Origin of the sequence: Ruegeria sp. Alg231-54, assembly GCF_900143525.1 — a bacterium.
Taxonomy (GTDB): Bacteria; Pseudomonadota; Alphaproteobacteria; order Rhodobacterales; family Rhodobacteraceae; genus Ruegeria.
This window is the reverse complement of the sequence record NZ_FREZ01000001.1, coordinates 450221-475594: the sequence shown is the minus strand read 5'-3', so window position 1 is coordinate 475594 and position 25374 is coordinate 450221. Positions and strand designations below refer to the sequence as shown.

Annotated in this window: 26 protein-coding genes and 3 tRNA genes; 14 read left to right on the top strand and 15 right to left on the bottom strand. The window is 56.7% G+C overall.

Going from position 1 to position 25374, the window contains the following annotated elements; genetic code table 11:
* Positions 1-16: 16 nt before the first annotated feature.
* On the bottom strand, positions 17-1603 hold the full coding sequence (locus DHN12_RS02430; RefSeq protein ID WP_108858725.1) for an APC family permease: 1587 nt from the start codon (positions 1601-1603) through the stop codon (positions 17-19).
* 127 nt (positions 1604-1730) lie between these two features.
* A tRNA-Val gene (locus DHN12_RS02425) sits at positions 1731-1805 on the bottom strand.
* 211 nt (positions 1806-2016) lie between these two features.
* On the opposite strand from DHN12_RS02425, the gene DHN12_RS02420 reads away from it, so the two are divergent.
* The 3 genes from DHN12_RS02420 (at position 2017) to uvrA (ending at position 5251) form a co-directional block, all read left to right on the top strand.
* Positions 2017-2093, top strand: a tRNA-Asp gene (locus DHN12_RS02420).
* Between the two features lie 46 nt (positions 2094-2139).
* Positions 2140-2216 (top strand) — tRNA-Asp (locus tag DHN12_RS02415).
* A gap of 176 nt (positions 2217-2392) precedes the next feature.
* Positions 2393-5251, top strand: a complete 2859-nt coding sequence (uvrA, locus tag DHN12_RS02410; RefSeq protein WP_108858724.1) for an excinuclease ABC subunit UvrA — start codon at positions 2393-2395, stop codon at positions 5249-5251.
* A 9-nt stretch (positions 5252-5260) separates the two neighbouring features.
* Here the strand turns inward: uvrA and DHN12_RS02405 are convergent, their stop codons facing one another.
* The 5 genes from DHN12_RS02405 to DHN12_RS02385 form a co-directional block, all read right to left on the bottom strand.
* A complete protein-coding gene (locus DHN12_RS02405) occupies positions 5261-5593 on the bottom strand; it encodes a hypothetical protein (protein ID WP_108858723.1) in 333 nt (110 codons plus the stop codon).
* 97 nt (positions 5594-5690) lie between these two features.
* Positions 5691-6563 carry a 3-hydroxyisobutyrate dehydrogenase gene (gene mmsB, locus DHN12_RS02400; protein WP_108858722.1) on the bottom strand — a complete coding sequence of 291 codons (873 nt, stop codon included), beginning with the start codon at positions 6561-6563 and terminating at the stop codon, positions 5691-5693.
* A 3-nt stretch (positions 6564-6566) separates the two neighbouring features.
* Positions 6567-7607: an enoyl-CoA hydratase/isomerase family protein gene (locus DHN12_RS02395; protein ID WP_108858721.1), complete on the bottom strand. Its 1041-nt coding sequence runs from the start codon at positions 7605-7607 to the stop codon at positions 6567-6569.
* 7 nt (positions 7608-7614) lie between these two features.
* Complete coding sequence (locus DHN12_RS02390) at positions 7615-8757, bottom strand: acyl-CoA dehydrogenase family protein (RefSeq protein WP_108858720.1); 1143 nt, start codon at positions 8755-8757, stop codon at positions 7615-7617.
* 117 nt (positions 8758-8874) lie between these two features.
* Positions 8875-9990: a carboxylate-amine ligase gene (locus DHN12_RS02385; RefSeq protein WP_108858719.1), complete on the bottom strand. Its 1116-nt coding sequence runs from the start codon at positions 9988-9990 to the stop codon at positions 8875-8877.
* A 138-nt stretch (positions 9991-10128) separates the two neighbouring features.
* Between DHN12_RS02385 and DHN12_RS02380 the strand changes: the two genes are divergently transcribed.
* Entirely contained in the window at positions 10129-10980 is an 852-nt protein-coding gene (locus DHN12_RS02380; protein WP_108858718.1) for a class I SAM-dependent methyltransferase, read from the top strand.
* A 71-nt stretch (positions 10981-11051) separates the two neighbouring features.
* Entirely contained in the window at positions 11052-11528 is a 477-nt protein-coding gene (locus DHN12_RS02375; RefSeq protein WP_108859083.1) for a fasciclin domain-containing protein, read from the top strand.
* 52 nt (positions 11529-11580) lie between these two features.
* Here the strand turns inward: DHN12_RS02375 and DHN12_RS02370 are convergent, their stop codons facing one another.
* Positions 11581-12180 (bottom strand): L,D-transpeptidase, encoded by a 600-nt coding sequence (locus DHN12_RS02370; protein WP_108858717.1) that lies wholly within the window; start codon positions 12178-12180, stop codon positions 11581-11583.
* A gap of 251 nt (positions 12181-12431) precedes the next feature.
* Here DHN12_RS02370 and DHN12_RS02365 point away from each other — a divergent pair, with 251 nt between their 5' ends.
* Positions 12432-13217, top strand: a complete 786-nt coding sequence (locus DHN12_RS02365; protein WP_159089950.1) for an EF-hand domain-containing protein — start codon at positions 12432-12434, stop codon at positions 13215-13217.
* 66 nt (positions 13218-13283) lie between these two features.
* Here the strand turns inward: DHN12_RS02365 and DHN12_RS02360 are convergent, their stop codons facing one another.
* Positions 13284-14783 (bottom strand): CoA-acylating methylmalonate-semialdehyde dehydrogenase, encoded by a 1500-nt coding sequence (locus DHN12_RS02360; protein ID WP_108858716.1) that lies wholly within the window; start codon positions 14781-14783, stop codon positions 13284-13286.
* Positions 14784-14887: 104 nt separating this feature from the next.
* Between DHN12_RS02360 and DHN12_RS02355 the strand changes: the two genes are divergently transcribed.
* The 3 genes from DHN12_RS02355 (at position 14888) to coaD (ending at position 16865) form a co-directional block, all read left to right on the top strand.
* A complete protein-coding gene (locus DHN12_RS02355) occupies positions 14888-15790 on the top strand; it encodes a LysR family transcriptional regulator (protein ID WP_108858715.1) in 903 nt (300 codons plus the stop codon).
* Between the two features lie 60 nt (positions 15791-15850).
* Positions 15851-16288, top strand: coding sequence for a CBS domain-containing protein (locus tag DHN12_RS02350; protein WP_058271514.1), 438 nt, complete (start codon positions 15851-15853; stop codon positions 16286-16288).
* Between the two features lie 85 nt (positions 16289-16373).
* Positions 16374-16865: a pantetheine-phosphate adenylyltransferase gene (gene coaD / locus DHN12_RS02345; protein ID WP_058271515.1), complete on the top strand. Its 492-nt coding sequence runs from the start codon at positions 16374-16376 to the stop codon at positions 16863-16865.
* Here coaD and gap (DHN12_RS02340) read toward each other — a convergent pair.
* The 3 genes from gap (DHN12_RS02340) to gap (DHN12_RS02335) form a co-directional block, all read right to left on the bottom strand.
* On the bottom strand, positions 16857-17861 hold the full coding sequence (gap, locus tag DHN12_RS02340; protein WP_108858714.1) for a type I glyceraldehyde-3-phosphate dehydrogenase: 1005 nt from the start codon (positions 17859-17861) through the stop codon (positions 16857-16859). The genes coaD and gap (DHN12_RS02340) overlap by 9 nt on opposite strands.
* 82 nt (positions 17862-17943) lie before the next feature.
* On the bottom strand, positions 17944-18087 hold the full coding sequence (locus DHN12_RS24580; protein ID WP_058271517.1) for a hypothetical protein: 144 nt from the start codon (positions 18085-18087) through the stop codon (positions 17944-17946).
* 71 nt (positions 18088-18158) lie between these two features.
* Positions 18159-19160, bottom strand: coding sequence for a type I glyceraldehyde-3-phosphate dehydrogenase (gene gap / locus DHN12_RS02335; RefSeq protein ID WP_058271518.1), 1002 nt, complete (start codon positions 19158-19160; stop codon positions 18159-18161).
* Positions 19161-19342: 182 nt separating this feature from the next.
* Between gap (DHN12_RS02335) and DHN12_RS02330 the strand changes: the two genes are divergently transcribed.
* Together DHN12_RS02330 and DHN12_RS02325 are read left to right on the top strand one after the other, a co-directional pair.
* Positions 19343-20314: a DUF808 domain-containing protein gene (locus tag DHN12_RS02330; protein ID WP_108858713.1), complete on the top strand. Its 972-nt coding sequence runs from the start codon at positions 19343-19345 to the stop codon at positions 20312-20314.
* A gap of 120 nt (positions 20315-20434) precedes the next feature.
* Entirely contained in the window at positions 20435-20743 is a 309-nt protein-coding gene (locus DHN12_RS02325; RefSeq protein WP_159089949.1) for a hypothetical protein, read from the top strand.
* 53 nt (positions 20744-20796) lie between these two features.
* Here the strand turns inward: DHN12_RS02325 and tkt are convergent, their stop codons facing one another.
* Positions 20797-22821 (bottom strand): transketolase, encoded by a 2025-nt coding sequence (gene tkt / locus DHN12_RS02320; RefSeq protein ID WP_108858711.1) that lies wholly within the window; start codon positions 22819-22821, stop codon positions 20797-20799.
* Between the two features lie 234 nt (positions 22822-23055).
* On the opposite strand from tkt, the gene DHN12_RS02315 reads away from it, so the two are divergent.
* Genes DHN12_RS02315 through DHN12_RS02305 form a run of 3 tightly spaced genes read left to right on the top strand, consistent with a single transcriptional unit; the run spans position 23056 to position 24595 of the window.
* The gene (locus DHN12_RS02315) at positions 23056-23853 is read left to right on the top strand and encodes a hypothetical protein (protein WP_108858710.1); all 798 of its coding nucleotides are present in this window, start codon (positions 23056-23058) and stop codon (positions 23851-23853) included.
* On the top strand, positions 23853-24248 hold the full coding sequence (locus DHN12_RS02310; protein ID WP_058277846.1) for a cell division protein ZapA: 396 nt from the start codon (positions 23853-23855) through the stop codon (positions 24246-24248). The genes DHN12_RS02315 and DHN12_RS02310 overlap by 1 nt, the downstream gene beginning before the upstream one ends.
* Positions 24245-24595, top strand: a complete 351-nt coding sequence (locus DHN12_RS02305; protein ID WP_108858709.1) for an MliC family protein — start codon at positions 24245-24247, stop codon at positions 24593-24595. Before DHN12_RS02310 ends, DHN12_RS02305 begins: the two co-directional genes overlap by 4 nt.
* Here the strand turns inward: DHN12_RS02305 and grxD are convergent, their stop codons facing one another.
* Together grxD and DHN12_RS02295 are read right to left on the bottom strand one after the other, a co-directional pair.
* Positions 24596-24958, bottom strand: a complete 363-nt coding sequence (gene grxD, locus DHN12_RS02300; RefSeq protein ID WP_108858708.1) for a Grx4 family monothiol glutaredoxin — start codon at positions 24956-24958, stop codon at positions 24596-24598.
* A complete protein-coding gene (locus DHN12_RS02295) occupies positions 24945-25235 on the bottom strand; it encodes a hypothetical protein (protein ID WP_108858707.1) in 291 nt (96 codons plus the stop codon). Before DHN12_RS02295 ends, grxD begins: the two co-directional genes overlap by 14 nt.
* Positions 25236-25374: the final 139 nt, after the last annotated feature.

The following is a 25374-nucleotide window of genomic DNA, read 5'->3' as shown; positions in this document are numbered from 1 at the left end:
CCCGCCTTTTTCCTTTTCAGAAGCCGATAACGGGTTTCTTCGGGTCCAGAACCTCTTCCTCGGCGATGTAAGTCTGAAACTTTTTGGCGGACAGCGAGGATCGGACCGCCAGACCAAAAATGACGATTGAAAGCAGGACGCACAGCAAAATATCCCAGCCAAAGGGAATTTGCTTAAGCGCACCTTCCCCGAACTGTCCCAGGAACGAGATCAGGCCGATCCCTCCGAAATAGGGAACCAGCCACAGGGCCTCGGTCACGTCCATTTCGTCCAGCCGATTGTGGAACCGTGCCAGAAGAAGAACAAACCCGACGATTAACGCGATGCCAAGCCGCCAAACGGTGTCCCATCCGCTCCAATAAACGATGAGCGTGGCGACAGCGAAGGCCGTGATGGCCACCACTTTAACGAAGGGGATGCGAATGGAACGCGGGTGGTCCGGCATCAGGCGGCGCAGGCACACAACGGCGATTGGCCCAACGGCAAAAGATACGACTATGGCCGCACCATTCAGGGCAATAACGGTGGTGAACGGGACCGTAAGAAGGAACAGAATTCCTATCAGAAAGTTCAGAGCCAAGGCCCACAAGGGCACCCCAAATGAGGACAGTATTTGCAAACGCTTTGGCAGGAACCCGTTCTGTGACAAGGCCAGCGCGATTCGCGCGTTCGAGCCGGTGGACACCAAACCGTTGCCAAAGGGGCCAATGACCGAGCCTATGTTTAAAACGCTCAGGAACCAGACGATCCCGACAGATAGTATGACCCCGTCCAATGGCCCCTGACCGCTAAAATTCAGGCTTGCCCAGCCGTTCTTCAGCATCTCCGGGTCAAGTGCGCCGATAAACGCGATCTGTAATCCGACGTAAATGGCTGCACACAGAATGATGGACAGCACCAGTGCCGCAGGAATGGCTACTTTGGGGTTTCGAACCTCACCGGCCATATCGACCACATGGCGGAAACCGATAAAGGAAAAGATGACGCCTCCGGTTGAAACGGCCGCCATGATGCCCTGCAAGCCGTACGGCGCAAAACCACCCGGTTGGGTGAAGTTCCCGGTGTCAAATCGACTTGCGATCAGTAGAACCGATAGAACGATAGGAATGGCAATTTTGGCCCATGTCAGCGCCGCGTTGACTTGCGTGAAGAATTTTACCCCCAACGCATTAATGACAACGAACAACAACATGAAAAACAACGCCACAGCGATACCCGCGCCGGTCAAATCGCCCGTATCGGCTGTGTGCAGCCAGGGAGAATAAGGCCCGAGGTATTTAAGCATCGCCTCGACCTCAATCGGGGCGGTGGTGTTGTACCCAATCCAGGCTGTCCACCCCATTGCCATCGAAACGATGTTGCCGTGCGAAAACTGGGGGACGCGGGCGATCCCTCCGGGAATGGGCAGCATGGCCGAGATCTCGGCGAAGGTTATCGCAAGAACGAACATGGCCACCGCGCCAATGATCCACGAAAGGATAGCGGCAGGACCTGCGTGTTGAACTGCGAGGAGGGGGCCGAACAACCAGCCGGAACCGATAATTCCACCGACCGAAATGAAGGTCAGGCCGACAAGGCCAATGTCCCGTTTCAATTTGGCCATGCGAAACCCCGTGCTTCAGCGCCGGTTGATCACACGGCAGATGCAAGAACGATACGCAGTTGAAATGCAAGCTGGCAAGCATTGTAATTTCAAGGCCTTAGAAGGCGTTGATTCTGAGGAAGTGGAATGGTGGGTGATAAGAGATTTGAACTCCTGACATCTTCGATGTGAACGAAGCGCTCTACCACTGAGCTAATCACCCGTAGGCGCTGCTGTTACAGCGACTCGGATTGGTTGGCAAGATGGCCGGTGGTGAATTCGATCCAGCCCATGAAAAGCTGGTTTTCCGGCCTCGGGGGTGGGTGGCTCAATCGGAAAAAATCAGGTTCTTCGAAAAAACTTCAAAACGCCGCTTGACGATGTCGGGGCGTAGCCATAATACACCCAAACGTTCAGCGATGAACAGACAGCGGGCGGTTGTAGCTCAGATGGTTAGAGTACCGGCCTGTCACGCCGGGGGTCGCGGGTTCGAGCCCCGTCAACCGCGCCACTGCTGTCAGCCTGGATCCGGGTTAAGGGATCACGAAAATAGATGCGCGGTTGTAGCTCAGTTGGTTAGAGTACCGGCCTGTCACGCCGGGGGTCGCGGGTTCGAGCCCCGTCAACCGCGCCATTTTCCACAAAGTCAGCGGTAATTTCGTAAATTGTGCCACGCTTCGGCGTGTCAATTGCGATGCTGCCTTGTCGGATCGGCGAATAGATGACAGTTCTTGCTTTGTTCTAACTTTTCTGTTGGAGTTCCAGCGTCGTTCACCTATTTCTAAGACACTTGTGTGTTGGGGGCCAAAAATGGCTGAGCTGAAGAATATCGAAGTGCGCGGTGCGCGCGAACATAACCTCAAAGGTATCGACGTGGACATCCCACGTGATCAGCTTGTGGTGATCACCGGGCTGTCGGGGTCTGGTAAGTCATCTTTGGCTTTCGACACGATCTATGCCGAGGGCCAGCGGCGTTACGTTGAAAGCCTGTCGGCCTATGCCCGCCAGTTTTTGGACATGATGGAAAAGCCAGATGTGGATCACATCAGCGGCCTGTCACCGGCTATCTCGATTGAACAGAAGACAACATCCAAGAACCCGCGTTCGACCGTCGGAACGGTCACCGAGATCTATGACTATATGCGCTTGTTATTCGCCCGGTCCGGAACGCCGTACAGCCCCGCTACTGGGCAGCCAATTGAGGCGCAGCAGGTCCAGGACATGGTCGACCGCATCATGACGATGGAGGAGGGGACACGCGGATACTTGCTCGCCCCCATCGTGCGCGACCGCAAAGGCGAATACAAAAAAGAATTCCTCGAACTGCGCAAGCAGGGCTTCCAGCGCGTAAAGGTCGACGGAGAATTCTACGAGCTGGATGAACCGCCCACGCTGGACAAGAAATATCGCCATGACATTGATGTCGTCGTCGACCGGTTGGTCGTGCGCGAAGGGATGGAGACCCGGCTGGCCGACAGTTTGCGTACCGCGTTGGACTTGGCCGACGGTATCGCCGTACTGGAAACCGCGCCGCGTGAAGGCGATCCGGAACGGATTACGTTCAGCGAGAACTTTGCTTGCCCGGTCAGCGGTTTCACCATTCCCGAAATCGAACCGCGTTTGTTTTCGTTCAACGCTCCGTTCGGGGCGTGTCCGGATTGTGATGGTCTGGGTGTCGAGCTGTTCTTTGACGAACGCCTTGTGGTGCCGGACCAGACTCTGAAACTGTACGACGGGGCGTTGGCGCCCTGGCGCAAGGGAAAGTCGCCGTACTTTCTGCAGACCATCGAAGCGATTGCCCGACACTATGAGTTCGACAAGAACACGCCGTGGAAGGACCTGCCGCCAAAGGTGCAGCAAGTGTTTCTGCGCGGTTCCGGCGACGAAGAAATCCAATTCCGCTATGATGAAGGCGGGCGGGTCTATCAGGTCACCCGCAGCTTTGAGGGCGTGATCCCGAATATGCAGCGCCGCTATCGCGAGACCGACAGCGCATGGATCCGTGAAGAGTTTGAGCGGTATCAGAACAACCGTCCCTGTGGTGCCTGTGAAGGCTATCGCCTACGGCCTGAGGCGCTGGCGGTTAAGATCGCAGGCGCGCATGTTGGGCAGGTTGTGCAGATGTCGATCCGCGAGGCCCTAGCCTGGATCGAAGATGCACCGAACCATCTAAGTGTCCAGAAGAACGAAATCGCGCGTGCCATTCTCAAGGAGATCCGTGAGCGACTGGGATTTCTGAATAATGTTGGTTTGGAATACCTTACGCTGTCCCGCTCAAGTGGTACCTTGTCTGGTGGTGAAAGCCAGCGCATTCGTCTGGCCAGTCAGATCGGATCTGGTTTGACAGGAGTTTTGTACGTTCTGGATGAACCGTCCATTGGTCTGCACCAGCGGGACAACGATCGCTTGCTTGGGACGCTCAAGAACCTGCGTGACCAGGGTAACACAGTGATTGTCGTCGAGCATGACGAGGAAGCAATCCGCGAGGCGGATTATGTTTTTGACATCGGGCCGGGGGCTGGAGTGCATGGTGGTCAGGTTGTCAGTAAGGGAACGCCTGACCAGATCGCGGCTGATGCGGCCTCGATGACCGGGCAGTATTTGTCGGGAACCCGCGAGATCTCGGTCCCCGCCGAGCGACGCAAAGGGAACAAAAAGAAGGTTACGGTCGTCAAAGCGACCGGGAACAACCTGAAAAACGTGACGGCGGAGTTTCCGTTGGGCAAGTTCGTTTGCGTTACCGGGGTATCTGGCGGCGGAAAATCGACGCTTACGATTGAGACGCTGTTTAAAACTGCCTCCATGCGTCTGAACGGCGCACGGCAAACGCCGGCGCCCTGCGAAACCATCAAAGGGTTGGAGCATCTGGATAAGGTCATCGACATTGACCAGCGCCCTATCGGGCGAACTCCGCGTTCAAATCCAGCGACTTACACCGGGGCCTTCACGCCAATCCGCGATTGGTTTGCCGGTCTGCCCGAGGCAAAGGCGCGCGGCTATAAGCCCGGACGGTTCAGCTTTAACGTCAAGGGTGGTCGTTGCGAGGCCTGTCAGGGTGACGGCGTCATCAAGATTGAGATGCATTTCCTGCCCGATGTTTACGTCACCTGCGAAACCTGTAAGGGCGCGCGGTACAACCGCGAAACGCTGGAGATCAAGTTCAAAGGCAAGTCTATCGCCGATGTCCTTGATATGACCGTCGAAGACGCGCAGGAGTTCTTTAAAGCCGTGCCGTCGATCCGCGACAAAATGGACGCACTGGCCCGTGTCGGGCTTGGTTATATTAAGGTTGGGCAGCAGGCGACCACACTTTCGGGTGGCGAGGCGCAGCGCGTGAAGCTTTCAAAAGAATTGTCCAAACGCTCGACCGGGCGGACTTTGTATATTCTGGATGAACCAACCACTGGCCTACATTTCGAAGACGTGCGCAAGTTGTTGGAAGTGCTACATGAACTGGTCGATCAGGGCAATACGGTCGTTGTGATTGAACACAATCTGGATGTCGTCAAAACCGCCGACCACATCATTGATATCGGCCCGGAAGGCGGCGATGGCGGTGGTGAGATCGTGGCAACCGGGACACCCGAGAATGTGGCCGAGGTCGATCGCAGTCATACCGGCAGGTATCTCAAACCGATGTTGGACGGTGCGCGCGTTGCTGCGGAATAGTGCAGTTCTTTAGTAAAGAATATCAGCCACTGCGCCGATCAGGTTCAGCACCTTTTGCGTTTCGGGGTCGATACGATAAACGTAATCGCCCGCGCGAATGTAGGATCCGCCGCGATTCAGACCATAACGGTAAGGATCGTTGATCCAGCGGTAGTCACGCGTGATATAGTCGCCCTTGTTGTACAGGTTTTTTACCTGACCCGGCGGAACACAGGGCACTGCTTTTTTTGCCAGGCCTGGCGGGCAATGACCTGCCTTACTCTTTCCGTTCCCTGCCATTACTGTAGCCGGGCTCAATGAAAGCGCGACAATGGTCAAAGTAACAGACAGAATTCGCGACATCATGTTTCCTTTCGCGTTAAAGCGCGGTTAGGAAACAGATGGCCGCTGTTTGTCCGCCGGTCAACCCGATGGGCAGGAAGTTGCCATCCTGTGGCGACTAGCCCCTGGTACGGTTTTCAAAACGTGGCAGCATGGCGGAAAAATCCTTGCCCAGCCCGTCTTCGGATTCGACGAATTTCTCATAAAGCGCCGTTGCAACCTGTCCCATGGGCGTGTCTGCGTCCGAACTTTCAGCAGCTTGCTGGCTGAGGCGAAGATCTTTCAGCATCAGTTCAGCCGCGAAACCGGGCTGATAGTCGTTGTCCGCGGGGCTTGCAGGGCCGACACCTGGGGCAGGGCAATAGGCGTTCATCGTCCAGCTATAGCCCGATGACGTGCTGACCACATCAAACATCTTTTGCCGGTCCAACCCAAGCTTGTCGGCCAGCGCAAAGGCTTCGCAGGTGGCGATCATGGTTACGCCCAGGATCATGTTGTTGCAAATCTTGGCCGCTTGACCAGCACCGGATTCGCCGCAATGCACAGCTTTCTGACCCATGATGTCGAACAGCGGCGATGCCTTTTCAAACGCCGCGTCGCTACCGCCTGCCATGAAGGTCAGCGTACCCGCTGCCGCACCACCTATGCCACCTGACACAGGGGCGTCTACTGCGAGAACGTCCGCTTCCTTGGCCTGCTCAGCGACGGCACGCGCGCTGTCGACATCGACCGTTGAACAGTCGATCCAGACCGCTCCGGGTGCCATGGCGGGAATGATCTCTTTTGCCACCGCCCGCAGGATCTGTCCGTTCGGCAGCATGGTCACGACGATGTCGGCACCAGTCGCGGCCTCAGGACCGGAACTGGCAATAGTGACACCCGGGACAGAGACATCCGCCATGTCAAAGCCGCTGACATCATGCCCTGCTTTGGCAAGGTTGGCCGCCATCGGATTGCCCATGTTGCCCAGACCGATAAACCCGATTTTCATTCCTTAATCCTCCTCAAAAGTCAGCGTGTCCGCGCCCAAAGGTTGTAGCATCTTTGAAACAGCGACAGCCGGTATGTCTTGGTTCTGATGGCGCCAGCTCGGGTTGCGATCCTTGTCGATGATCTGCGCCCGGATACCCTCCAGAAAGTCCCCGTGCTCCATCGCGCGATAGGTGAATCGATACTCCAATTCCAACGCCTTGCGTATGGTCAGGTTTGGAGCGCGTAGACGGTGCAGCATTTCGACCGTGCAAGCCATGGAGAGTGGCGAATTGCGCCCGATCAACTTCAGCGCGTCAGAGGCGGTGTCATTGTTCGAGTTGCGCAGGCTGTTCTGTATATCTGCAAGAGTTTCGCCACCGAAATCTGACTCAATCGCATCTTGCATTGCGCCCAACGAGCCTTGGGGCGGCGTTTCGGAATGGCTTTCAAGAATGCTGGCGTCGCCGGATGCTTCAAGCATGTCGATCAGATCCGGCCATTGCTGGATCGGAATGTAATGATCTGCGAAACCGACCAGAATGGCATCTGCTGGACCCATACGATGACCGGTAGTGCCGAGATATTCACCTAACCGTCCGGGTGCGAGTGCCAGCATCAGTGTGCTGCCGACATCCGGAACCAAACCAATCGAGCATTCAGGCAGGGCGATTTGCGACGTTTCACCCACGATGCGATGGCTGCCATGGCAACCGATGCCGACGCCACCACCCATCGTGAACCCCTGAAGAAAGCTGACTACTGGCTTTGGGTATTCGAAGATCAGAGCATTCAAGCGGTACTCATCGCGCCAGAACTTTCGGCCGTATTCAAAATCGCCCTTGGTGCCGGTCTCATAAAGCTCGGCAATGTCACCGCCCGCGCAAAAGGCCTTGTCGCCCTCGGCATCCAGAATAACCAGTTCGACCGCGTCGTCCTCGCGCCAGTTGCGCAGCGCGGTGTCGATCGCCAGGCACATGTCATAGCTGAGTGCATTCAGGGCCTTGGTTCGGGTCAGGGTGATACGACCGGCACGGCCTGCGGTGCGAATATAAATGTCCGACATAAAGTCCTCAGCGCTGAGAGAGCATCTGGCGGGCAACGATGACCCTCATGATCTCGTTCGTGCCTTCCAAAATCTGATGCACGCGCAGATCGCGCACAAGTTTTTCGATGCCATAGTCGGCCAGATAGCCATAGCCGCCGTGCAATTGCAGGCACTGATCCACCACTTTCGATCCCGTCTCGGTCACGAATTTCTTGGCCATAGCGCAGAACTTTGTTGCATCGGGCGCGCCCTGATCCAGTTTCCACGCCGCCTGACGCAGGAATGTCCGGGCGGCCTGCAGCTCGATCTCCATATCTGCCAGACGGAACTGCAGGGCCTGAAACTGGTCGATAGACTGTCCGAATGCCTTCCGCTCGGACATGTACTGTAGTGTCATGTTCAACCCGGTTTGCGCGGCACCCAATGAACAAGAGGCGATGTTCAGACGTCCGCCATCCAGCCCCATCATTGCGTATTTGAATCCGTCGCCTTCGACACCGACTAGGTTGTCGGAGGGGATCTTGCAATCGTCGAACTGTACCTGAGCAGTAGGCTGGCTTTTCCACCCCATCTTCTGTTCCAGCGCGCCAAAGCTAAGGCCGGAGGTGCCATCTTCGACATAAACCGTCGAAATGCCCTTGGGTCCATCCTGACCGGTACGCACCATGCAGACATAGGCATCCGAATACCCTCCGCCCGAGATAAACGCCTTGGTACCGTTCAGGGTATAGCCTTCGTTCGTGCGTTCAGCGCGGGTTTTCAAAGCGGCTGCGTCAGAACCTGAACCTGGCTCGGTCAGGCAATAGCTGAGCACGGTGTTCAAACTTAGAACATCGGGCATGATGCGGGATTTCAGCTCGTCACTGGCAAAGTTGTCCAGCATCTTGGCGCACATGTTGTGGATCGACAGAAAGGCCGCGACAGAGGGGCAGGCCATCGACAAAGCCTCGAATACAAGCGTGGCGTCCAGACGAGACAGGCCAGAACCGCCGCTGTCCTCAGAAACATATAGGCCGCCGAAACCTAGTTCACCAATGCGCGGCCAAAGGTCTTTGGGGATGGTGCCGTCGGCCTCCCACTGGCGGGCAAATGGGGCGATGTTTTCCTGCCCGAAATCATGGGCCATGTCGAAGATTGCGTTCTGCTCTTCGGTTGTTGCGAAATCCATGGATTGCCTCCCACGCTGCCCGATGAATTGAACGAGTGTTTATTTCCCAATCCTTACAGAAATTTTGCACGGCCAGCAATCACTGGCACATTCTTGTGCGGGAAAACATGCCAAGGTTCAGAGGTCTTGATGGAATTCGTCAATCAAGTGCTGAACGACAGCCTTGCCAGGGTCATCGCCATTTGCCGCTGCTTCGGCATGAACCCGGCGCTGGCGGGTGGCCGAGGTGCCGTTCTGGGCAATTTGCTGTAGCTTTGCCAACTCGGTCATGGTGCCCAGCGCTTCGGCATCTTCGGCGAGTAAGCCCATCAGTTCGCCCATGAGTTCCGGCATAGGTTTGATCGAGCGATCTCCGAAGTCGATCATGCCTTCGCCCACGCCATAGCGTTGCGCGCGCCAGCGATTTTCGCCAATCAAGAACCGATCATATTGCCGCCACCTGAGGTTTCTGTCTTTCAGGCGGCACAACATGCGCGTTAACGCCTGCACCATTGCGGCTAGTGAAAGTGCATGCTCCATGCGGGGCTGCACGTCCATGATCCGGGTTTCCAGTGTTGGGTACTGGTGCGAAGGTCGCAGATCCCACCAAATTTTCGTGGTGTCTTCGATCACGCCCAGTTCGACCAGAACGCCCGTAGTACGTTCATATTCGGACCAGCCGGAAAAGATCGGCGGGAGTCCGGTCCGAGGCAGATTGTCGAACACCGTTAACCTGTACGAAGACAGACCAGTGTCCTCACCGTTCCAATAGGGCGATGACGTCGACAAGGCCAAGAGATGCGGCAAAAAGTAGGACAGCTGCGGAATCAGGTCGGCGCGCAAGGCTGAATCGGCCACCCCGATATGGACATGCATGCCACAGATCAGCATACGCCGCGCGACACCGCCCAACGCGTGTTGGAGCGCGTCATATCGGTCTTTGCGCGTGTGTTGCTGTTTTTTCCAGTCGGCAAAGGGGTGGCAGGATACAGCGATTGGGGCAAGGTTGTGCTCGGCAGCGCGTTTCGAAACACAGGACCGCAAGCGTTTCAGATCTTCGCGCGCAGAGCTGATGGTCACATGCGGCCGTGTACCGACCTCGATCTGGCATTGCAGGAATTCGGGGCTGACCTGTCCTTCAAAATCGGCCTGGCAGGCTTCCATCAACGCGGCAGGCGCTTCGGCGAGTTCCAGACTGTCTCGATCAACCAACAGATACTCTTCTTCAATGCCCAGCGTAAATTCCTGCTGCATTCCGGCCCTCGCAACTATGTTCCAAACAGTGAATACGGAAATTGTCTTTTTGCCAAGTGTTTGCCAGCAGGGTTCTTGCGAAGCCCCCATGAGCACAGGTAAGGAGGCGTCTAGACAGTCATCAAACCCGGAGCCCCCGTGAAACCAAGGAAATTCCCCCGGCTGAACGCCGTGCTTGACCGGTTTGGTGTGAAACTGATCGACAAAGTGACCGAACGGGGCGAGCGCGCGCGCCTTGAGGCGTTTGAACGGGCAGGGGGCCTGACCCGCCCGGCCTATACCTTGTCACCGGGGATGGACGGGTTCGATATCACTCAATTGGTGTCGGAATACCAAGAACACTCTGTTTCTCTGGAAGCTCTGAAAGACCCGGCGCGCAACAAGACCGGTTATCGTATCAACAATGGGTACTACGACAGCCCGGACGCGGATGCGCTGTATCTGATGATACGCAGGTTCAAACCCAAACGGGTGATCGAGGTGGGTTGCGGCAACTCGACCCGTGTGACTCGGCAGGCGATTATCGACGGCGGGTTGCAGACCAACGTCACCGCAATCGATCCGTATCCACGGGCAGATATCGCGCATGTGGTGGATGAGTTCGAACAAAAACGTCTGGAAGAAGTCGATCCGGCACTGTTCGAGAAACTCGAATCCGGTGACGTATTGTTCATCGATTCCAGTCACGTTGTTCGCTTGAGTAATGACGTCGCGCACCTGTTCTGCCGTATCATTCCGGCGCTCAAACCCGGTGTGGTCATTCATGTGCACGATGTTTTTCTGCCTTATGAATATCCCAAACGGTTCTTCTATGATTGCCCGGGCTGGGGTGAGCAGTACATGCTGCATGCACTCCTGCAATCTGGTGCATATTCAATGCTTTGGCCCGGATACTACCTTCAACAGGATCGCCCCGATGCGGTCGAATCCTTGCCATTTTTGAAAGACGGTCGCGCCCAAAGCATATGGGTTCAGGTCAAAGAAAATTGATCTGTTAGTGATCCGGCGCGACTAAGCGCCCGTACCCCTTTCCATAACTAGCTGGAGAGGAGATGACAGCCATGTTTCGTCGTACGTTTATGGGCGCCGCCGCCGCAATTGCACTGACACTGCCTGTAAAAGCACAGGCTGCAGATATCGTGGATACCGCAGTATCAGCCGGTTCCTTCAACACATTGGTCGCCGCCGTTCAGGCTGCGGGGCTTGTCGACACGTTGAAAAGTGACGGACCGTTCACAGTGTTCGCACCGACTGATGACGCTTTTGCGGCACTGCCCGAAGGTACGGTGGAAACACTGCTGTTGCCGGAGAACAAAGACCAACTGGTCGAAATTCTGACCTATCACGTGGTTCCCGCCAAGGTGATGTCCGGTGACATCGCTGGCAAGCGCGCCAAGGTTCTGACCGTGCAAGGCGATCGCCTGAGCGTAAATGCAAAGAACGGCGTGAAAGTTAACGGTGCCGAAGTCATTCAGGCCGATATTGAGACCAGCAATGGTGTGATCCACGTTGTCGACGCTGTGATCCTGCCGGAATAAGATACTTTGATTTCATAAAAAAGCCCCGGTCCTTATGGCCGGGGCTTTGTCGTTAGACCAGTCTGACCTGGGTTCCGACCTGGACGAGAGGAAACAATTCCTCGACATGTTGATTGTACAGGCCGATGCACCCGGACGAGCTTTGGCGCCCGATTTTTCGCGTATCGTGGGTGCCGTGTACAAGATAGGCTGGCCAGCCCAGATACATTGCACGGGTGCCCAACGGGTTGCCTGGTTCACCACCTTCCATACGCACTGGCAACAGCGGATCACGCTCGCGCATTGACGCGGTCGGTGTCCAGCTTGGGTTCTCCGCTTTGCGCACAACCTTGGTATAACCGCGCTTCGTCAGCTCTTCGCTCATCGGTACCGAACTGGGGTAAAGTTTGTAGGTGCCATCGGGCCCCCAATAGTGCACCGCGCGGCTGGTGATATCGGCCAGCAAAGCCCCCGCGCCCAGCTGGTCAAAATGGTCCTGCCAGTTCTGTTGCGAGAAGGACGAGACATTGCGGCGCACCGGCAATTGCGTGCTGATCGCCTCTTCTGTTGTTGGGAAAGCATCTGAGCTTTGGGCGCGCAGAAGCGTCGGCGTCGCTAGGACGGACGCAGCACCCAGCAAGGCGGTACGACGATTAATACGGGAACTGGACACGGATGCCTCCTGAAGGAATGCTCTATGGTTTCGGGCAATTTAGTAACTGCTTTCCCTCAGGGCCAGATGCTTGGCTTAAATTTTCCGTGAGATTTACACATTTGACGCAGTTTATTGCCTGTCCGGACGGGGGAATACTCGGTGTCCGGACAGGTTTTTGCTGTTTGCGGGACACGGCTTGGGGTATTTTTTCGGGCATGTCTGCTCCAATTCCAGGGGACAGGCCCACAGATGTTCGGAGACCGCACGATATGACCAAGAAATCGGAAACCTTGGAAATTCGCGTATCTTATGAGTTGAAAAGCAAGTTGGCAGATCTGAGCGAACAGCGCGGATCGTCGATGAGCGAACTCGTGCGTGGTGTGATCGACCGCGAGCTGGCAGGGCCTTCACCAGACACTGTCGGAGAAGATGAAATGCCCATTCGAACGCTCAGCCGTTTTGCCCCTAAGACGCTCTATCTGCTGCCGGTCTTGTTACTGGCTGGTCTTTATTGGGGGTCTGCCCAAACACCTGCACAAGCAACGCCTATGGCGCGGATCTTCTTTGCCGAGTTGGATCGCGACGGGGATGGGGTGATTACTGAACCGGAATTGTACCAATTCCTGACGGAAGATGAGGGCCTCATCGTCGGGGATGATTGTGAAGCGGCAAAAGAATCCTGCACACCAGAAGCTATTGCAGCTGAGGAGATCAATCGGGCGGATTCCAACGCAGACGGACACGTCGAATATTCTGAATTCGAAATCTTCTATCTGGCAGAGCGGGCGGTGGAGTTTCTCGAATATGATGCCGACGAAAATGGCGTGGTGTCCCCGGATGAATTTGTGGCCATGGAAGTGCGGGATCTCATCGAGTTCCCCGATCCGGAAATGGATGAGCCGCTGTCGGCCGAATGCTTGACCATGGTTGAAAGCGACAAGATCGAAGGCATTGCCAAAGCTTGTATCCCTGCGCACGAGCTGCGGATGGTCATGGCCGAGTTTGACGCGAATTTTGATGGCAGAGTCACATTGCGCGAATTTCTACAGAACTGACCCCTCGCCGCGCAACGAAAAAGGCCGCCCAACGGGGCGGCCTTTTGAATTTGTTTGGGTGGGAAATCAGTCCATCGCTTTGAAGTTGAATTCGCCACCTTCTTTGATGCCCGACGGCCAGCGCGCTGTGACGGTTTTCGTGCGGGTGTAGAACTTGAAGCTATCCGGACCGTGCTGGTTCAGGTCACCAAACATAGATTTTTTCCAGCCGCCAAAGGTGTGGTAGGCCAGCGGAACAGGGATCGGAACGTTGATCCCGACCATGCCGATATTCACACGGCTGGCAAAGTCGCGCGCGGTGTCGCCATCGCGAGTGAAGATTGCAGTGCCGTTGCCGTACTCGTGATCCATCGCCAGTTTCAGTGCTTCTTCATAAGAGCCTGCGCGCACGGTCGACAGAACCGGGCCAAAGATCTCTTGCTTGTAGATGTCCATCTCGGGCGTCACGTTATCGAACAGGTGTGGGCCGACAAAGAAGCCGTCCTCATAGCCCTGCAAGCTGAAGTCGCGGTTATCAACAACCAGCTTCGCGCCTTGTTCTACGCCCGAGTTGATCAGACCAAGAATACGCTCTTTGGCAGCACCGGTTACAACTGGGCCCATGTCGACGTCATCGCCGGCGGTGTAGGGGCCGACCTTCAGCTTTTCAACGCGTGGAATCAGCTTTTCGATCAGTGCGTCGGCTGTTTCTTCGCCAACGGGCACAGCAACCGAGATGGCCATGCAGCGTTCGCCCGCCGCGCCAAACCCGGCACCGACCAAAGCGTCGGCCGCCTGATCCAGATCCGCGTCAGGCATGACGATCATGTGGTTCTTGGCGCCGCCGAAACACTGCGCGCGCTTACCGTTCGCAGTCGCGCGGGAATAGATGTATTGCGCGATCGGGGTCGAGCCAACAAAGGACACGCCCTGAATGGTATCGCTGTCCAGCAGAGTGTCCACGGCCTCTTTGTCGCCATTGACGACCTGGAAGACGCCCTTGGGCAGGCCGGCTTCGACAAACAGCTCTGCTAGCATCAGGGGAACGGAGGGATCACGCTCGGACGGTTTCAGAACCACTGCGTTGCCGCAGGCCAGGGCAGGGCCTACGTGCCAAAGCGGCATCATGGCTGGGAAGTTGAACGGCATAATGGATGCAACAACACCCAGCGGCTGCCGCATGGAATACATGTCGATGCCAGGGCCTGCGCTGTCGGTGAACTCTCCCTTCAGCATCTGCGGTGCGGCGATGCAGTATTCGATCACTTCCAGACCGCGCTGCAAGTCGCCCTTGGCGTCTGGGATGGTTTTGCCATGCTCGCGGCTGAGCGCCTCGGCCAGTTTGTCCATGTCGCGGTTCATCAGGTGAACCATGGCCATCATGACACGTGCGCGTTTCTGTGGATTGGTTGCACCCCAGGTAAGCTGCGCGGCGGCTGCGCTTTCGATTGCCGCCGTGGTTTCAGCAGCACTTGCCATCGGGCACTTGTACTGAACCTCGCCAGTGGCGGGGTTAAAGACGTCGTCAAATCGTCCTGAGGTTCCGGCGACATTCTCGCCGTTGATGAAATGGGACAGCTCGGTCATTGCAGATCTCCTCCGATGCGTTTGTGCGCACAATAGGCTTGCATAAATTGCTTGAATAGAGGCAATGTCCCAAAGATGTTTTGCAAAAATGCAAAGGGCGGGGCGTGACACCAAACTGGGATGATATGCGGGTCTTTCTGGCCGTCGCGCGCGAAGAAAGCCTTTCGGCTGCCGGGCGTCAGCTGAAGATCGACCCAGCCACCGTCGGGCGACGGATTGCTCGGTTAGAAGCCTCATTGGAAGCCCCCCTGTTTACCAAGTCGCAACAAGGCTACCTTTTGACCGCTGCGGGCGAACGCCTGATGGAACACGGGCAAAAAGCAGAGGAGGCGATGCGCGCGGCGGCTGGCGCGATGGCGGGAACGTCGAAAACGCTCAGCGGACAAATACGGATTGGCGCGCCGGACGGGTCGGCCAACTATCTTTTGCCGCAGGTCTGCGCGAAAATCAGCGATGCTAACCCCGATCTGGATATTCAGATTCTGGCCCTGCCGCGCGTGATCAACCTGTCTCGGCGTGAGGCGGATATGGCGGTGACCGTCAGTGCACCAACAGCTGGGAGCCTTCTGGTCCAGAAAATCACTGACTACAAACTGCACCTTGTTGCGACGCGCGACTATCTGGCCTCTTGCCCGGCAATCCGTTCGATCAAGGACCTGAGTGGCCATCGCATGATTGGCTACATTCCGGATATGATCTTTGACCGCGAGCTGGATTATCTAGTGGATATCGGTGTTGACCGTGTCGCGCTTGCATCGAATTCGGTGTCGGTTCAGCTGCGGCAGGCCACGCTTGGAACGGGGGTTTGTGTTGCGCATGACTTCACCTTGCCGTTTCATCCCAACCTGCAGAAAATCCTGACGGATCAGGTGAGTTTGACCCGGAGTTTTCACCTGGTGCGACATCAGGGCGATCAGCGGAATGAAAGGTTGAACCGGTTTGCGCAGGCTTTGTCGCAGGGTATTCGGGAAGAGGTTGAGCGGCTTGAGGCTCAAGTGTCACCTTGACAGGTTTAAGCATTCCGGCAACGCTTTGGAAAACAGGACATTATTTCGGAGGTTACGCTTATGCTCGTTCAGGCCATTCTGAAATCCAAGGCCACCGGAGGGGTCGAGACAGTCAGCCCGACAATCACTGTGGCTGACGCCTCGAAAATTCTGGCCGAAAAACGGATCGGGACGGTTGTTGTATCAGAAGATGGCGGCGAAACGGCATCTGGCATCCTTTCCGAGCGGGACATCGTAAGGGAGCTGGCCGCAAGCGGCAGTGGTTGCCTGGCGCAGCCAGTCAGCGCCTATATGACCCGTAACCTTGTAACAGCCACTCAGCAAGACACGGTTCAGGATATCATGACCCGCATGACCGAAGGGCGCTTTCGCCACATGCCCGTTGTCGAAGATGGCAAGCTGGTGGGGATCGTCACACTGGGCGACGTGGTAAAGGCGCAGCTGGCAGAACTGGCTATGGAAAAAGACGCGCTGCAAGGCATGATCATGGGGCATTGAGGCCCTTGAACCCCAAAGCTGCCTCTTGCACCTGCGGCGAAGTTATGTTTGCTTGCGCAGAAATTTTATTGCGCAGGAGGCCGCGATGAGGGTTGGATTATATCCCGGAACATTCGATCCAATCACCTTGGGTCATATCGATATCATTCGCCGTGCGGCTGCTTTGGTGGACAAACTCGTCATTGGCGTTGCGATCAACCGCGATAAGGGGCCTTTGTTCTCGCTCGAGGAACGCGTTGCGATGATCGAGGCGGAATGTGCTCATCTGACCGAGCAAACGGGAACCGAAATCGTTGCGCATCCCTTTGAAAACCTGCTGATCGACTGCGCCCGTGATGTTGGGGCGCAGATCATTGTCCGCGGGCTGCGGGCTGTTGCGGATTTTGAATATGAATTTCAGATGGTCGGAATGAACCGGGCGTTGGACGACACGGTCGAGACGGTCTTCCTGATGGCCGAGGCGCGGCATCAGGCCATTGCCTCCAAATTGGTTAAGGAAATCGCCCGGTTGGACGGAGACGTGTCGAAATTCGTCACGCCCCGCGTTAATGCCGCGCTGCGTGACCGTTTAGGATAAGGCTCCCATCGCCGCGGCGGTGTCTAGCATCCGGTTCGAGAAACCCCATTCGTTATCATACCACGCCAGTACACGCACCAGTGTGCCGTCGGTCACCTTGGTTTCCGGCAGCGAAACGGTCGAGCTGTGCGGGTCGTGGTTGAAATCCACCGAGATCAGCGGGCGGTTCTCTGCCGCCAAAACTCCGGGAATTCTGGCTGCGGCTTCGGTAAACAGCGCGTTGACTTCTTCCTCGGTCGTCGGGCGTGAGACCTCGGCGACCAGATCAACCACGGACACGTTCGGGGTTGGGACACGAATAGCCTGACCTGTCAGCTTGCCGGCCAGTTGCGGCAGGACGAGGCCAACGGCAGAGGCCGCGCCTGTCGTGGTCGGGATCATCGACAATGCTGCCGCGCGGGAGAGGTATGGGTCTTTGCCGGCAGTGTCGTGGACAGGTTGGCTGGCTGTGTAGGCGTGAACCGTGGTCATGTTGCCGTGGACAATGCCTAGCCCTGCGTCCAGCGCTGCGGCCACCGGTGACAGGCAGTTGGTGGTACAAGACGCATTAGACACCACGTTATCTTCGGCCGTAAGCTCGTGATCGTTAACGCCAAACACGATCGTTTTCACAGCGCCATCGCCGCGGGCTGGGGCCGAGATCAAGACTTTCTTCGATCCGTTCGCGAAATGGCGCGATGCGGCTTCGCGTGTGCGGAATACGCCAGTGCATTCCAGAACGACGTCCACATCGGACCAATCCAGTTTTTCCGGCTCGCGTTCGCTGCTCAGCCGGATTGGACCGTTTCCAACATCCAGGCCTGCCTCGGTCAAAGTGACCGATTTGCCGTACCGGCCATGGACGCTGTCGAATTCGAACAGATGCGCGTTCATTTCCGGCTTCGCCAAGTCGTTTATCGCAACGATTTCAACGTCAGTGCGCCCGGATTCCATGACCGCCCGCAGCACGCCGCGTCCGATCCGTCCAAATCCGTTGATTGCCAGCTTGAATGTCATGTCCTGCTCCGTCCGAAATGCGGCCAATGTGAAGTTAGCGCTAACAAAGCCAGATTGGAGAAAAAGTCAAGCAAAACCTCTGTCACCGCCAGAAGGCGAGCCAGTCCAGAAAGGTGTAGAGTTTCTTGCCAAGGAACACGAATTGTTCGGTTCCAAAGAGGGCATAGCTGATAACGAACAAGCCCAGAATGAGTAGGGCAAGCCAGATGGCGATTTGATTTGTCATGATTGCCCCGGACGAAAACGCCCGCCCAGTTAACCTGAGCGGGCGAAAAGGTTCAAGATTTCAAAGCAACCTTAGTTAAGGCGACCCATGGCAACTGCAACGTCTGCCATGCGGACCGAGAACGCCCATTCGTTGTCGTACCAAGCCAGAACGCGAACCATGCGGTCGCCGACAACGCGGGTCTGATCGGGTGCGAAGATCGAGCTTTCCTCGGTGTTGTTGAAATCGGTCGAAACCAGCGGTGCGGGTTCATAGCCCAGAACACGCTGCATCGAACCCAACGAGGCTTCGCGTACGATGGCGTTCACTTCTTCTACCGTTACATCACGAGCAGCGCGGAATGTCAGGTCAACCGCAGAAACATTCGGGGTCGGGACACGGATGGCCGAACCATCCAGGCGACCTTTCAGATTGGGCAGAACTTCACCCAAAGCTTTCGCGGCACCTGTTGAGGTCGGGATCATCGACATGGCCGCTGCACGTGCACGGTACAAATCGCTGTGACGGCGATCCAGGGTCGGCTGGTCGCCGGTATAGGCGTGGATCGTGGTCATGATGCCGTTCTCGATGCCGATACCCTCGTCCAGTACCTTGGCAAGCGGGGCAAGGCAGTTCGTGGTGCACGAGCCGTTCGAGACCATTTTGTCATCGGTCACAAGGCTGTTGTGGTTTACACCATAAACGATGGTCTTGTCGACGTTCTTGCCGGGGGCCGACAGCAGGACCCTTTGCGCACCGCGATCCAGGTGCGTTTTGGCTTTCAGACCGTCATTGAATTTGCCGGTGCATTCCAGAACGACATCGCAGCCATCCCAGTCCAGTTCGTTCATGTCATAGGTCGAGAACATCTCCATCGGGCCGCGGCCCAGATCCATGGTTTTGCCATCGATTGCTACATCGCGGGGGAAACGTCCGTGGACACTGTCATACTTTAGCAGGTGCGCTGTGGTTTCCAGCGGGCCGGTTGCGTTGACCTTGATCACTTCGATGTCGTTGCGGGCGGATGCCGCGATATGCGACAACGTGCAGCGGCCAATGCGGCCAAAACCATTGATACCGACCTTGATGGTCATGTGCTGTCTCCAAAATGCGCTTGCTTTGGACGCCATATAGCGGTCAAAGCGCATTCCCAAAAGACCAAAAGTGACATATTTTTAACGTGTTAGCGCAAACCTATGCCGGTTGCGCTAACGCTTGCGCTAGCCGTCGGATCGGGTAGGCTCCGGTTGCGGCAGGTGAAGTGAAAGGAAACACCATGAGCGGTCTGTTGGCCCTGTTGGATGACGTTGCAGGTATTGCAAAGGTTGCGGCCTCGTCCGTGGACGATGTGGTCGCGGCGGCCGGAAAGGCGGGCGCAAAGACCGCTGGTGTGATCATCGACGATGCCGCAGTGACCCCGAAATACGTTCAGGGATTCGCCCCGGCGCGCGAGTTGCCCATCATTTGGCGCATCGCGCGTGGATCCATATTCAACAAGATTATCCTGCTGCTGCCGGTTGCCTTGCTGCTGGCGAATTTTGCTCCGTGGCTGATTACACCATTGCTGATGCTCGGTGGCTCATATCTATGTTTTGAAGGGGCCGAGAAGATATTTCATGTCCTCTTCCCCCATGGAAGTCACGTCATTGACGAAGACATGGCCATTCGCGACCCCGGCCACCTGGAAGAGCAGAAGGTCAAAGGCGCGATCAAGACGGATTTTATCCTTTCGGCTGAAATCATGACGATCGCATTGGCCGCGATTGAGGCCCCAAACCTGTGGATGCAGGCCGCGACCTTGGCGGTTGTGGGGATCGGTGTCACTGTGGCGGTCTACGGGTCAGTTGCTCTGATCGTGAAGATGGACGATGTCGGGCTGTATCTCGCGCAGAACGCACCGACACCGATTGGGCGAGGGCTTGGGCGCGGGTTGGTCAAAGCCATGCCGGTTGTTATGAAAATCCTGTCCATAGTCGGCACCGCGGCAATGCTGTGGGTTGGCGGATCCATCATCATTCACGGGATGGAGGTTCTGGGCTTTGGTTGGCTGGGGCACCACATTCACGACTGGGCCTTTGCCATTGGTCATTCTGTGTCTGAGCAGTGGACCAGTGTTGTTGAATGGGTATCTAAGGCGACGATGGACGGTGTGTTCGGTTTGGCATGGGGGTTTGTTCTGATCCCGGTGGCGACAAAGGTGGTCGGGCCGATGATCGGGATGTTTTCAAAGAAGACTGATGCGCATTGAATTGAAAATCCTGAAGTGAGTGACTTGAGCCATTTACCGACTTTTAGACCGGTCCAGAGTTGGGTCCGCATACAATTAAATGGGCGGGCAGCCAAACGCAAAGCGGCGGCCTTGTCGGCCATGAACCTTGACGCGGAACAAATGCCGTTTGAGCCGCTCAGGCTTTACCGGGTACTGCAATTCCGGATCGATACGGCGGACACTGCGGCCCGACGCGCCGAGTGGGCAGGGGGTCGATTGTTTAACCTGCTCAGCGGCCAGTCGGCGCAATTCATTCCGCTATATGGAACGCATGTTAGGCAGGTTTTGTCTGCTGCAGGGCAGAACGTGCCCGATGGGATCGTGCCAGCAGAACGGTATGAGTTGCGGTTGGATTATGCGAAACGGACCTATACGGCGTTGAAGGCCGAGCTAAAGCAGCCAAAATAGGAAAGGGCAGCCAAAGCCGCCCTTTTTTTGTATCTGGCTGATGAGCAGGGCGTTTACTGCCCCAGCAGTTCCTTGACCTTGGCCACTGTCGCCTCGGCGGTGATGCCGAAATGCTTGTACAGTTCACCGGCGGGGGCCGACGCACCGAAGCTGGACATGCCGATGAAACCGGCTTTGGCTTCGCGACCACGTTCACCCAGCAACCAGCGATCCCAGCCACCGGCGCGCACGGCGGCCTCGATACCGACGCGGACGGGGCCGCCCGGCAGGACGCGCTTGCGATAGGCCTCATCCTGCTGCGCAAACAGCTCCATCGAGGGCATGGAGACGACGCGGGTTCCGATGCCTTCAGCCTCGAGCATCGCTTTGGCTTCCATCGCCAGCGACACTTCGGACCCGGTGGCGATCAGAATGGCCTGACGTTTGCTGTCTGCATCGGCCAGAACATACGCACCTTGCGCGGTCAGGTTCTTGGTCTTGTGTTCCTTGCGCACAGTCGGCACGCCCTGACGGGTCAGCGACAGGACCGAAGGGCTGTCCTTGAACGTCAGCGCCAGTTCCCACGCCTCAGCCGTTTCAACCACATCGGCGGGACGGAACACATAGGTGTTCGGCGTCGCGCGCGAGATGGCCAGATGCTCAACAGGCTGGTGGGTCGGGCCGTCTTCTCCCAGACCAATAGAATCGTGGGTCATCACGAAGACCGAAGGCACCTTCATCAAAGCGGCCAAACGCATCGAAGGACGGGCATAGTCAGTGAACGCCATGAACGTGCCGCCATAGGGGCGGATACCGCCGTGCAGCGCCATACCGTTCATCGCGGCGGCCATGCCGTGTTCGCGAATTCCGTAGTGGATATAGCGGCCCTTGCGATTTTCCGGCAGGAACACGCCCATATCCGCAGATTTGGTGTTGTTCGACCCGGTCAGGTCGGCCGAACCGCCTACGGTCTCGGTCATGATCGGATTCACAACGTTCAGAACCTTTTCCGAAGACGCGCGGGTGGCGAGTTTCGGCTGATCTTCCGACATCTGCTTTTTAAACGCACGGATGGCACCGGCCAGTTTCTTAGGTGCATCAAACGCATAGGCGCGGTTGAATTCGGCCTGTTTGCGTTCGGAAATCTGCGCGAAACGCTCCTCCCATTCGGCGCGTTCAGCCGCGCCGCGGGCACCGATGGCCTCCCAAGCTGATTTGACGTCAGCAGGGACCACAAAGGCATCATGGGGCCAACCATAGCCGTCTTTGGCGGCTTTCAGCTGATCCTGATCGGTCAATGCGCCGTGACCTTTGGAAGTATCCTGTGCGGCGTGACCCAGCGCGATGTGGCTTTCGCAGGCGATCATGGTCGGTTTGTTGGACGATTTGGCTTGCACAATGGCTGCATCAATCGCGATCGGATCATGGCCATCGATTTCAATCACGTCCCAGCCCGAGGCCTTGAAGCGGAGCACCTGATCGGTGCGATCGGCAATATCCACGGTGCCGTCGATGGTGATGTTGTTGTTGTCCCAGAAAACGATCAGCTTGCTCAGCTCATGACGGCCAGCCAGGGTGATGGCCTCTTGGCTGACGCCTTCCATCAGGCAACCATCGCCCGCAATCACATAAGTATAGTGATCGACGACCTTTTTGCCGTAATGCGCACGCTGGATTTCTTCGGCCATGGCGAAACCAACTGCGTTGGAAATGCCCTGACCCAATGGTCCGGTGGTGGTTTCGATACCGTTTACCAGGAAGTTTTCCGGGTGACCCGCAGTTTTCGCACCCAGCTGGCGGAAGTTCTTGATCTCATCCAGTGTCACGTCCGCATGACCAGTGAGATACAACAGAGAATAGACCAACATCGAACCGTGACCAGCTGACAGGATGAACCGGTCGCGATCAGGCCAGTTCGGGGCCGAGGCGTCAAATTTCAGGTGCTTTTCAAACAGCACGGTCGCAACGTCGGCCATGCCCATCGGCATACCGGAATGGCCGGAATTGGCGGCGGCGACGGCGTCAAGGGTCAGGGTGCGGATTGCCGCAGCCTTGTTCCAGTGTTCAGGATTGGCATTGCGCAGCGCAGTCAGGTCCACGGGCGTTGTTCCTTTGGATTACAGGCAGATGGGGCGCTCAATACCATCCACCCCCCAAAGTGCAAGTGGAACCGGGGGTTGCGTCGCGTTCGTGGTTCAAGAATGCTGTCCAAGTGATTGAAAGCAAACAGTGGGTATTTTCCGTTTCATTCGGTTAGACTAGGCCAATACCCGGCCTGTATTGATTCGGATGGGCCGCGAAAAAGTGAACCTTGGTAAAGAGGTGGCAGGGGCATGAGCCAGATTGAAGAATTACAGCGCCGTATCGTTGCCGCGATGGAGAGGATCGGAACCGGGGTAGACGCCCTGCGTGACGCGACGCCTGCAAGTGGCGGTGACGACACCGCTTTGCACACGGCATTGGAAGACGAGCGCGTCGCCAATGCGCAGCTGGAAGAGCGGCTGAAATCCCTCAAGGAACGGCACGAGAAAGCAGTCGACGCGATGCGCGCCGACATGGATGCGCTGAAAGCAACGCCAGCCGAAGATCCTGAAAACGGCGCGTTGCGTCAGCAGCTGTCAGAGGCCACTGCCAAATTGGCGGCGGTCGAAGCGGCCAGGGCCGAGTTGGCAGAGGCTAAAGCTGCATTGGAAAACCAGGACGAACTGGTTGTTCTCAAGACAGAAAACGATGAACTTAAAGCGGTTGTGAGCAAAACGCAGTCGCTTGAAGATGAGAATAAAAAGTTGCGGTCCGAATTGGCCGACAGCGAGCGTGTTGCGGAGTTAAGCGCAGAGCTTGAGATGTTGCGAGCGGAACGTGCCAGCCACGGCGCGGCCATGTCGCGTTTGGATGATGATCTTCAACGTATGCGCAAGGCGAACGAACAATTGCGCAACTCGGTGGATGAGTTGCGGGCGGCCAGCAAGGACGGCCTGGCCGATGCCGAGCTGTTGAACCGCGCCACCGTGGCCGAACTTGAGGCGACGAAGGCTGCACAGGCGACGGACGCTGCCGAAGCTCAGGCGGTACTGGCCCGGCTGGAGCCGTTGCTGTCGCAGGCAAAGCTGGCTGAGGGAGAGGTAGAGTAATGCCCGAATTGACCATTCATATCGGTGGCCGCGGTTTTGATGTTTCGTGTCAGGACGGTGAAGAGCCATTTCTGCAATCTGCGGCGAAAATGCTGGATGACGAAGCGCAGGTTTTGTCTGATCAGATCGGTCGGATGCCCGAAGCACGCATGCTGTTGATGGCCGGGCTGATGCTGGCCGACAAGACCGCCGCGACAGATGACAAGCTCAAACGGGCAGAGGCCAAGCTGGCCGAGGTTGAAGCCGAATTGCAAAGCCTGCGCAACCGTCCTGAGCCCGAGCCTGAAAGGATTGAAGTGGCGGTCGTCCCGCCTTCGGTCACGGACACACTGGCCGAACTGGCCGCACGCGCTGAGGCCTTGGCCTCGGTGGTTGAGGAGAATACGGCGAAATGAATGCGTTAAAAACGGTAGCGTTGGCCGGAATGTTCGGTCTACCAGGGGGCTTGGCCTGGGCGGACATGGATATCCTGCCGGTTACCTTCACTTGCCAGAATGGCATTGAGTTGCAGGTTGCGTATTTCAATGCGTCCGACGGCTCTGGTGCGGCGGCGATGATGGTAGACAACCAATTGGTTGCCCTGCAGCAAGTGCCCAGCGGATCAGGTATTCGCTATGAATCCAAAGGAGAGACCGGGTCGTATATCCTTCGGTCAAAAGGGTGGGATGCGACCGTCAGCTTTCTGGCGGCCAGTGGGGCCACCAGTGAGCAGGTTGTTCTGGAGAATTGCAGCAGTCGCTGATCAGGCGTTTGCTTCGCGAATTTTGTCAGCTGCTTCTTTGTTGAATTCGACACCATTTTCGTCAAACAGCGTGTCCAATTCGCCCGACAGGGTCATCTCGGTGATGATGTCGCAACCGCCGACGAATTCACCTTTGACGTACAGCTGTGGCACGGTCGGCCAGTCAGAATAATCCTTGATGCCCTGACGAACCTCTTCGTCGGCCAGAACATTAACATCGGCATATTCAACGCCCATGTAGTTCAGCACGCCGGCCACGCGGGACGAGAACCCACATTGGGGCATCTCTTTGGTGCCTTTCATGTAGAGCACCACATCGTTGGCTTTGACGGTTTCGTTGATCTGAGTCTTAACGTCGGTCATCTTGCTTGTCCTTTTCACCCGCGTCGGGGGCGGTCGTTTCATCCTTTGACGGGTCCGGGACCCATCCTTCTTCTTCTAGTCGCCGATGCTCGGCCTGTGCCAGGGCCAGCGGATCCAGCCCGTATCTTTCAATGCCGCCGACCTTGCTGATCTTGTCCGGGTCCGGGCGCATGTCGGCCAGCTTACGCTTTCTGTTGCGCTTCACATAGGCTTCGATAAGTGCCGCGGCAACTATCAATGCTGCAATGATGCCTATCCAGAAGAGCCAGCCGTTCATTTTTGGGGAGCCATTGTCTTTGCGTATTGCTGCGGATCACGCGGAACAACTATCGCACTCACCGCGCCCCCCCTGCCTCCGTCCATCGTTGAGGCGACCACGCTGGCATTCTGACTGGGGGTCGCCCCTTTGCGTCCAC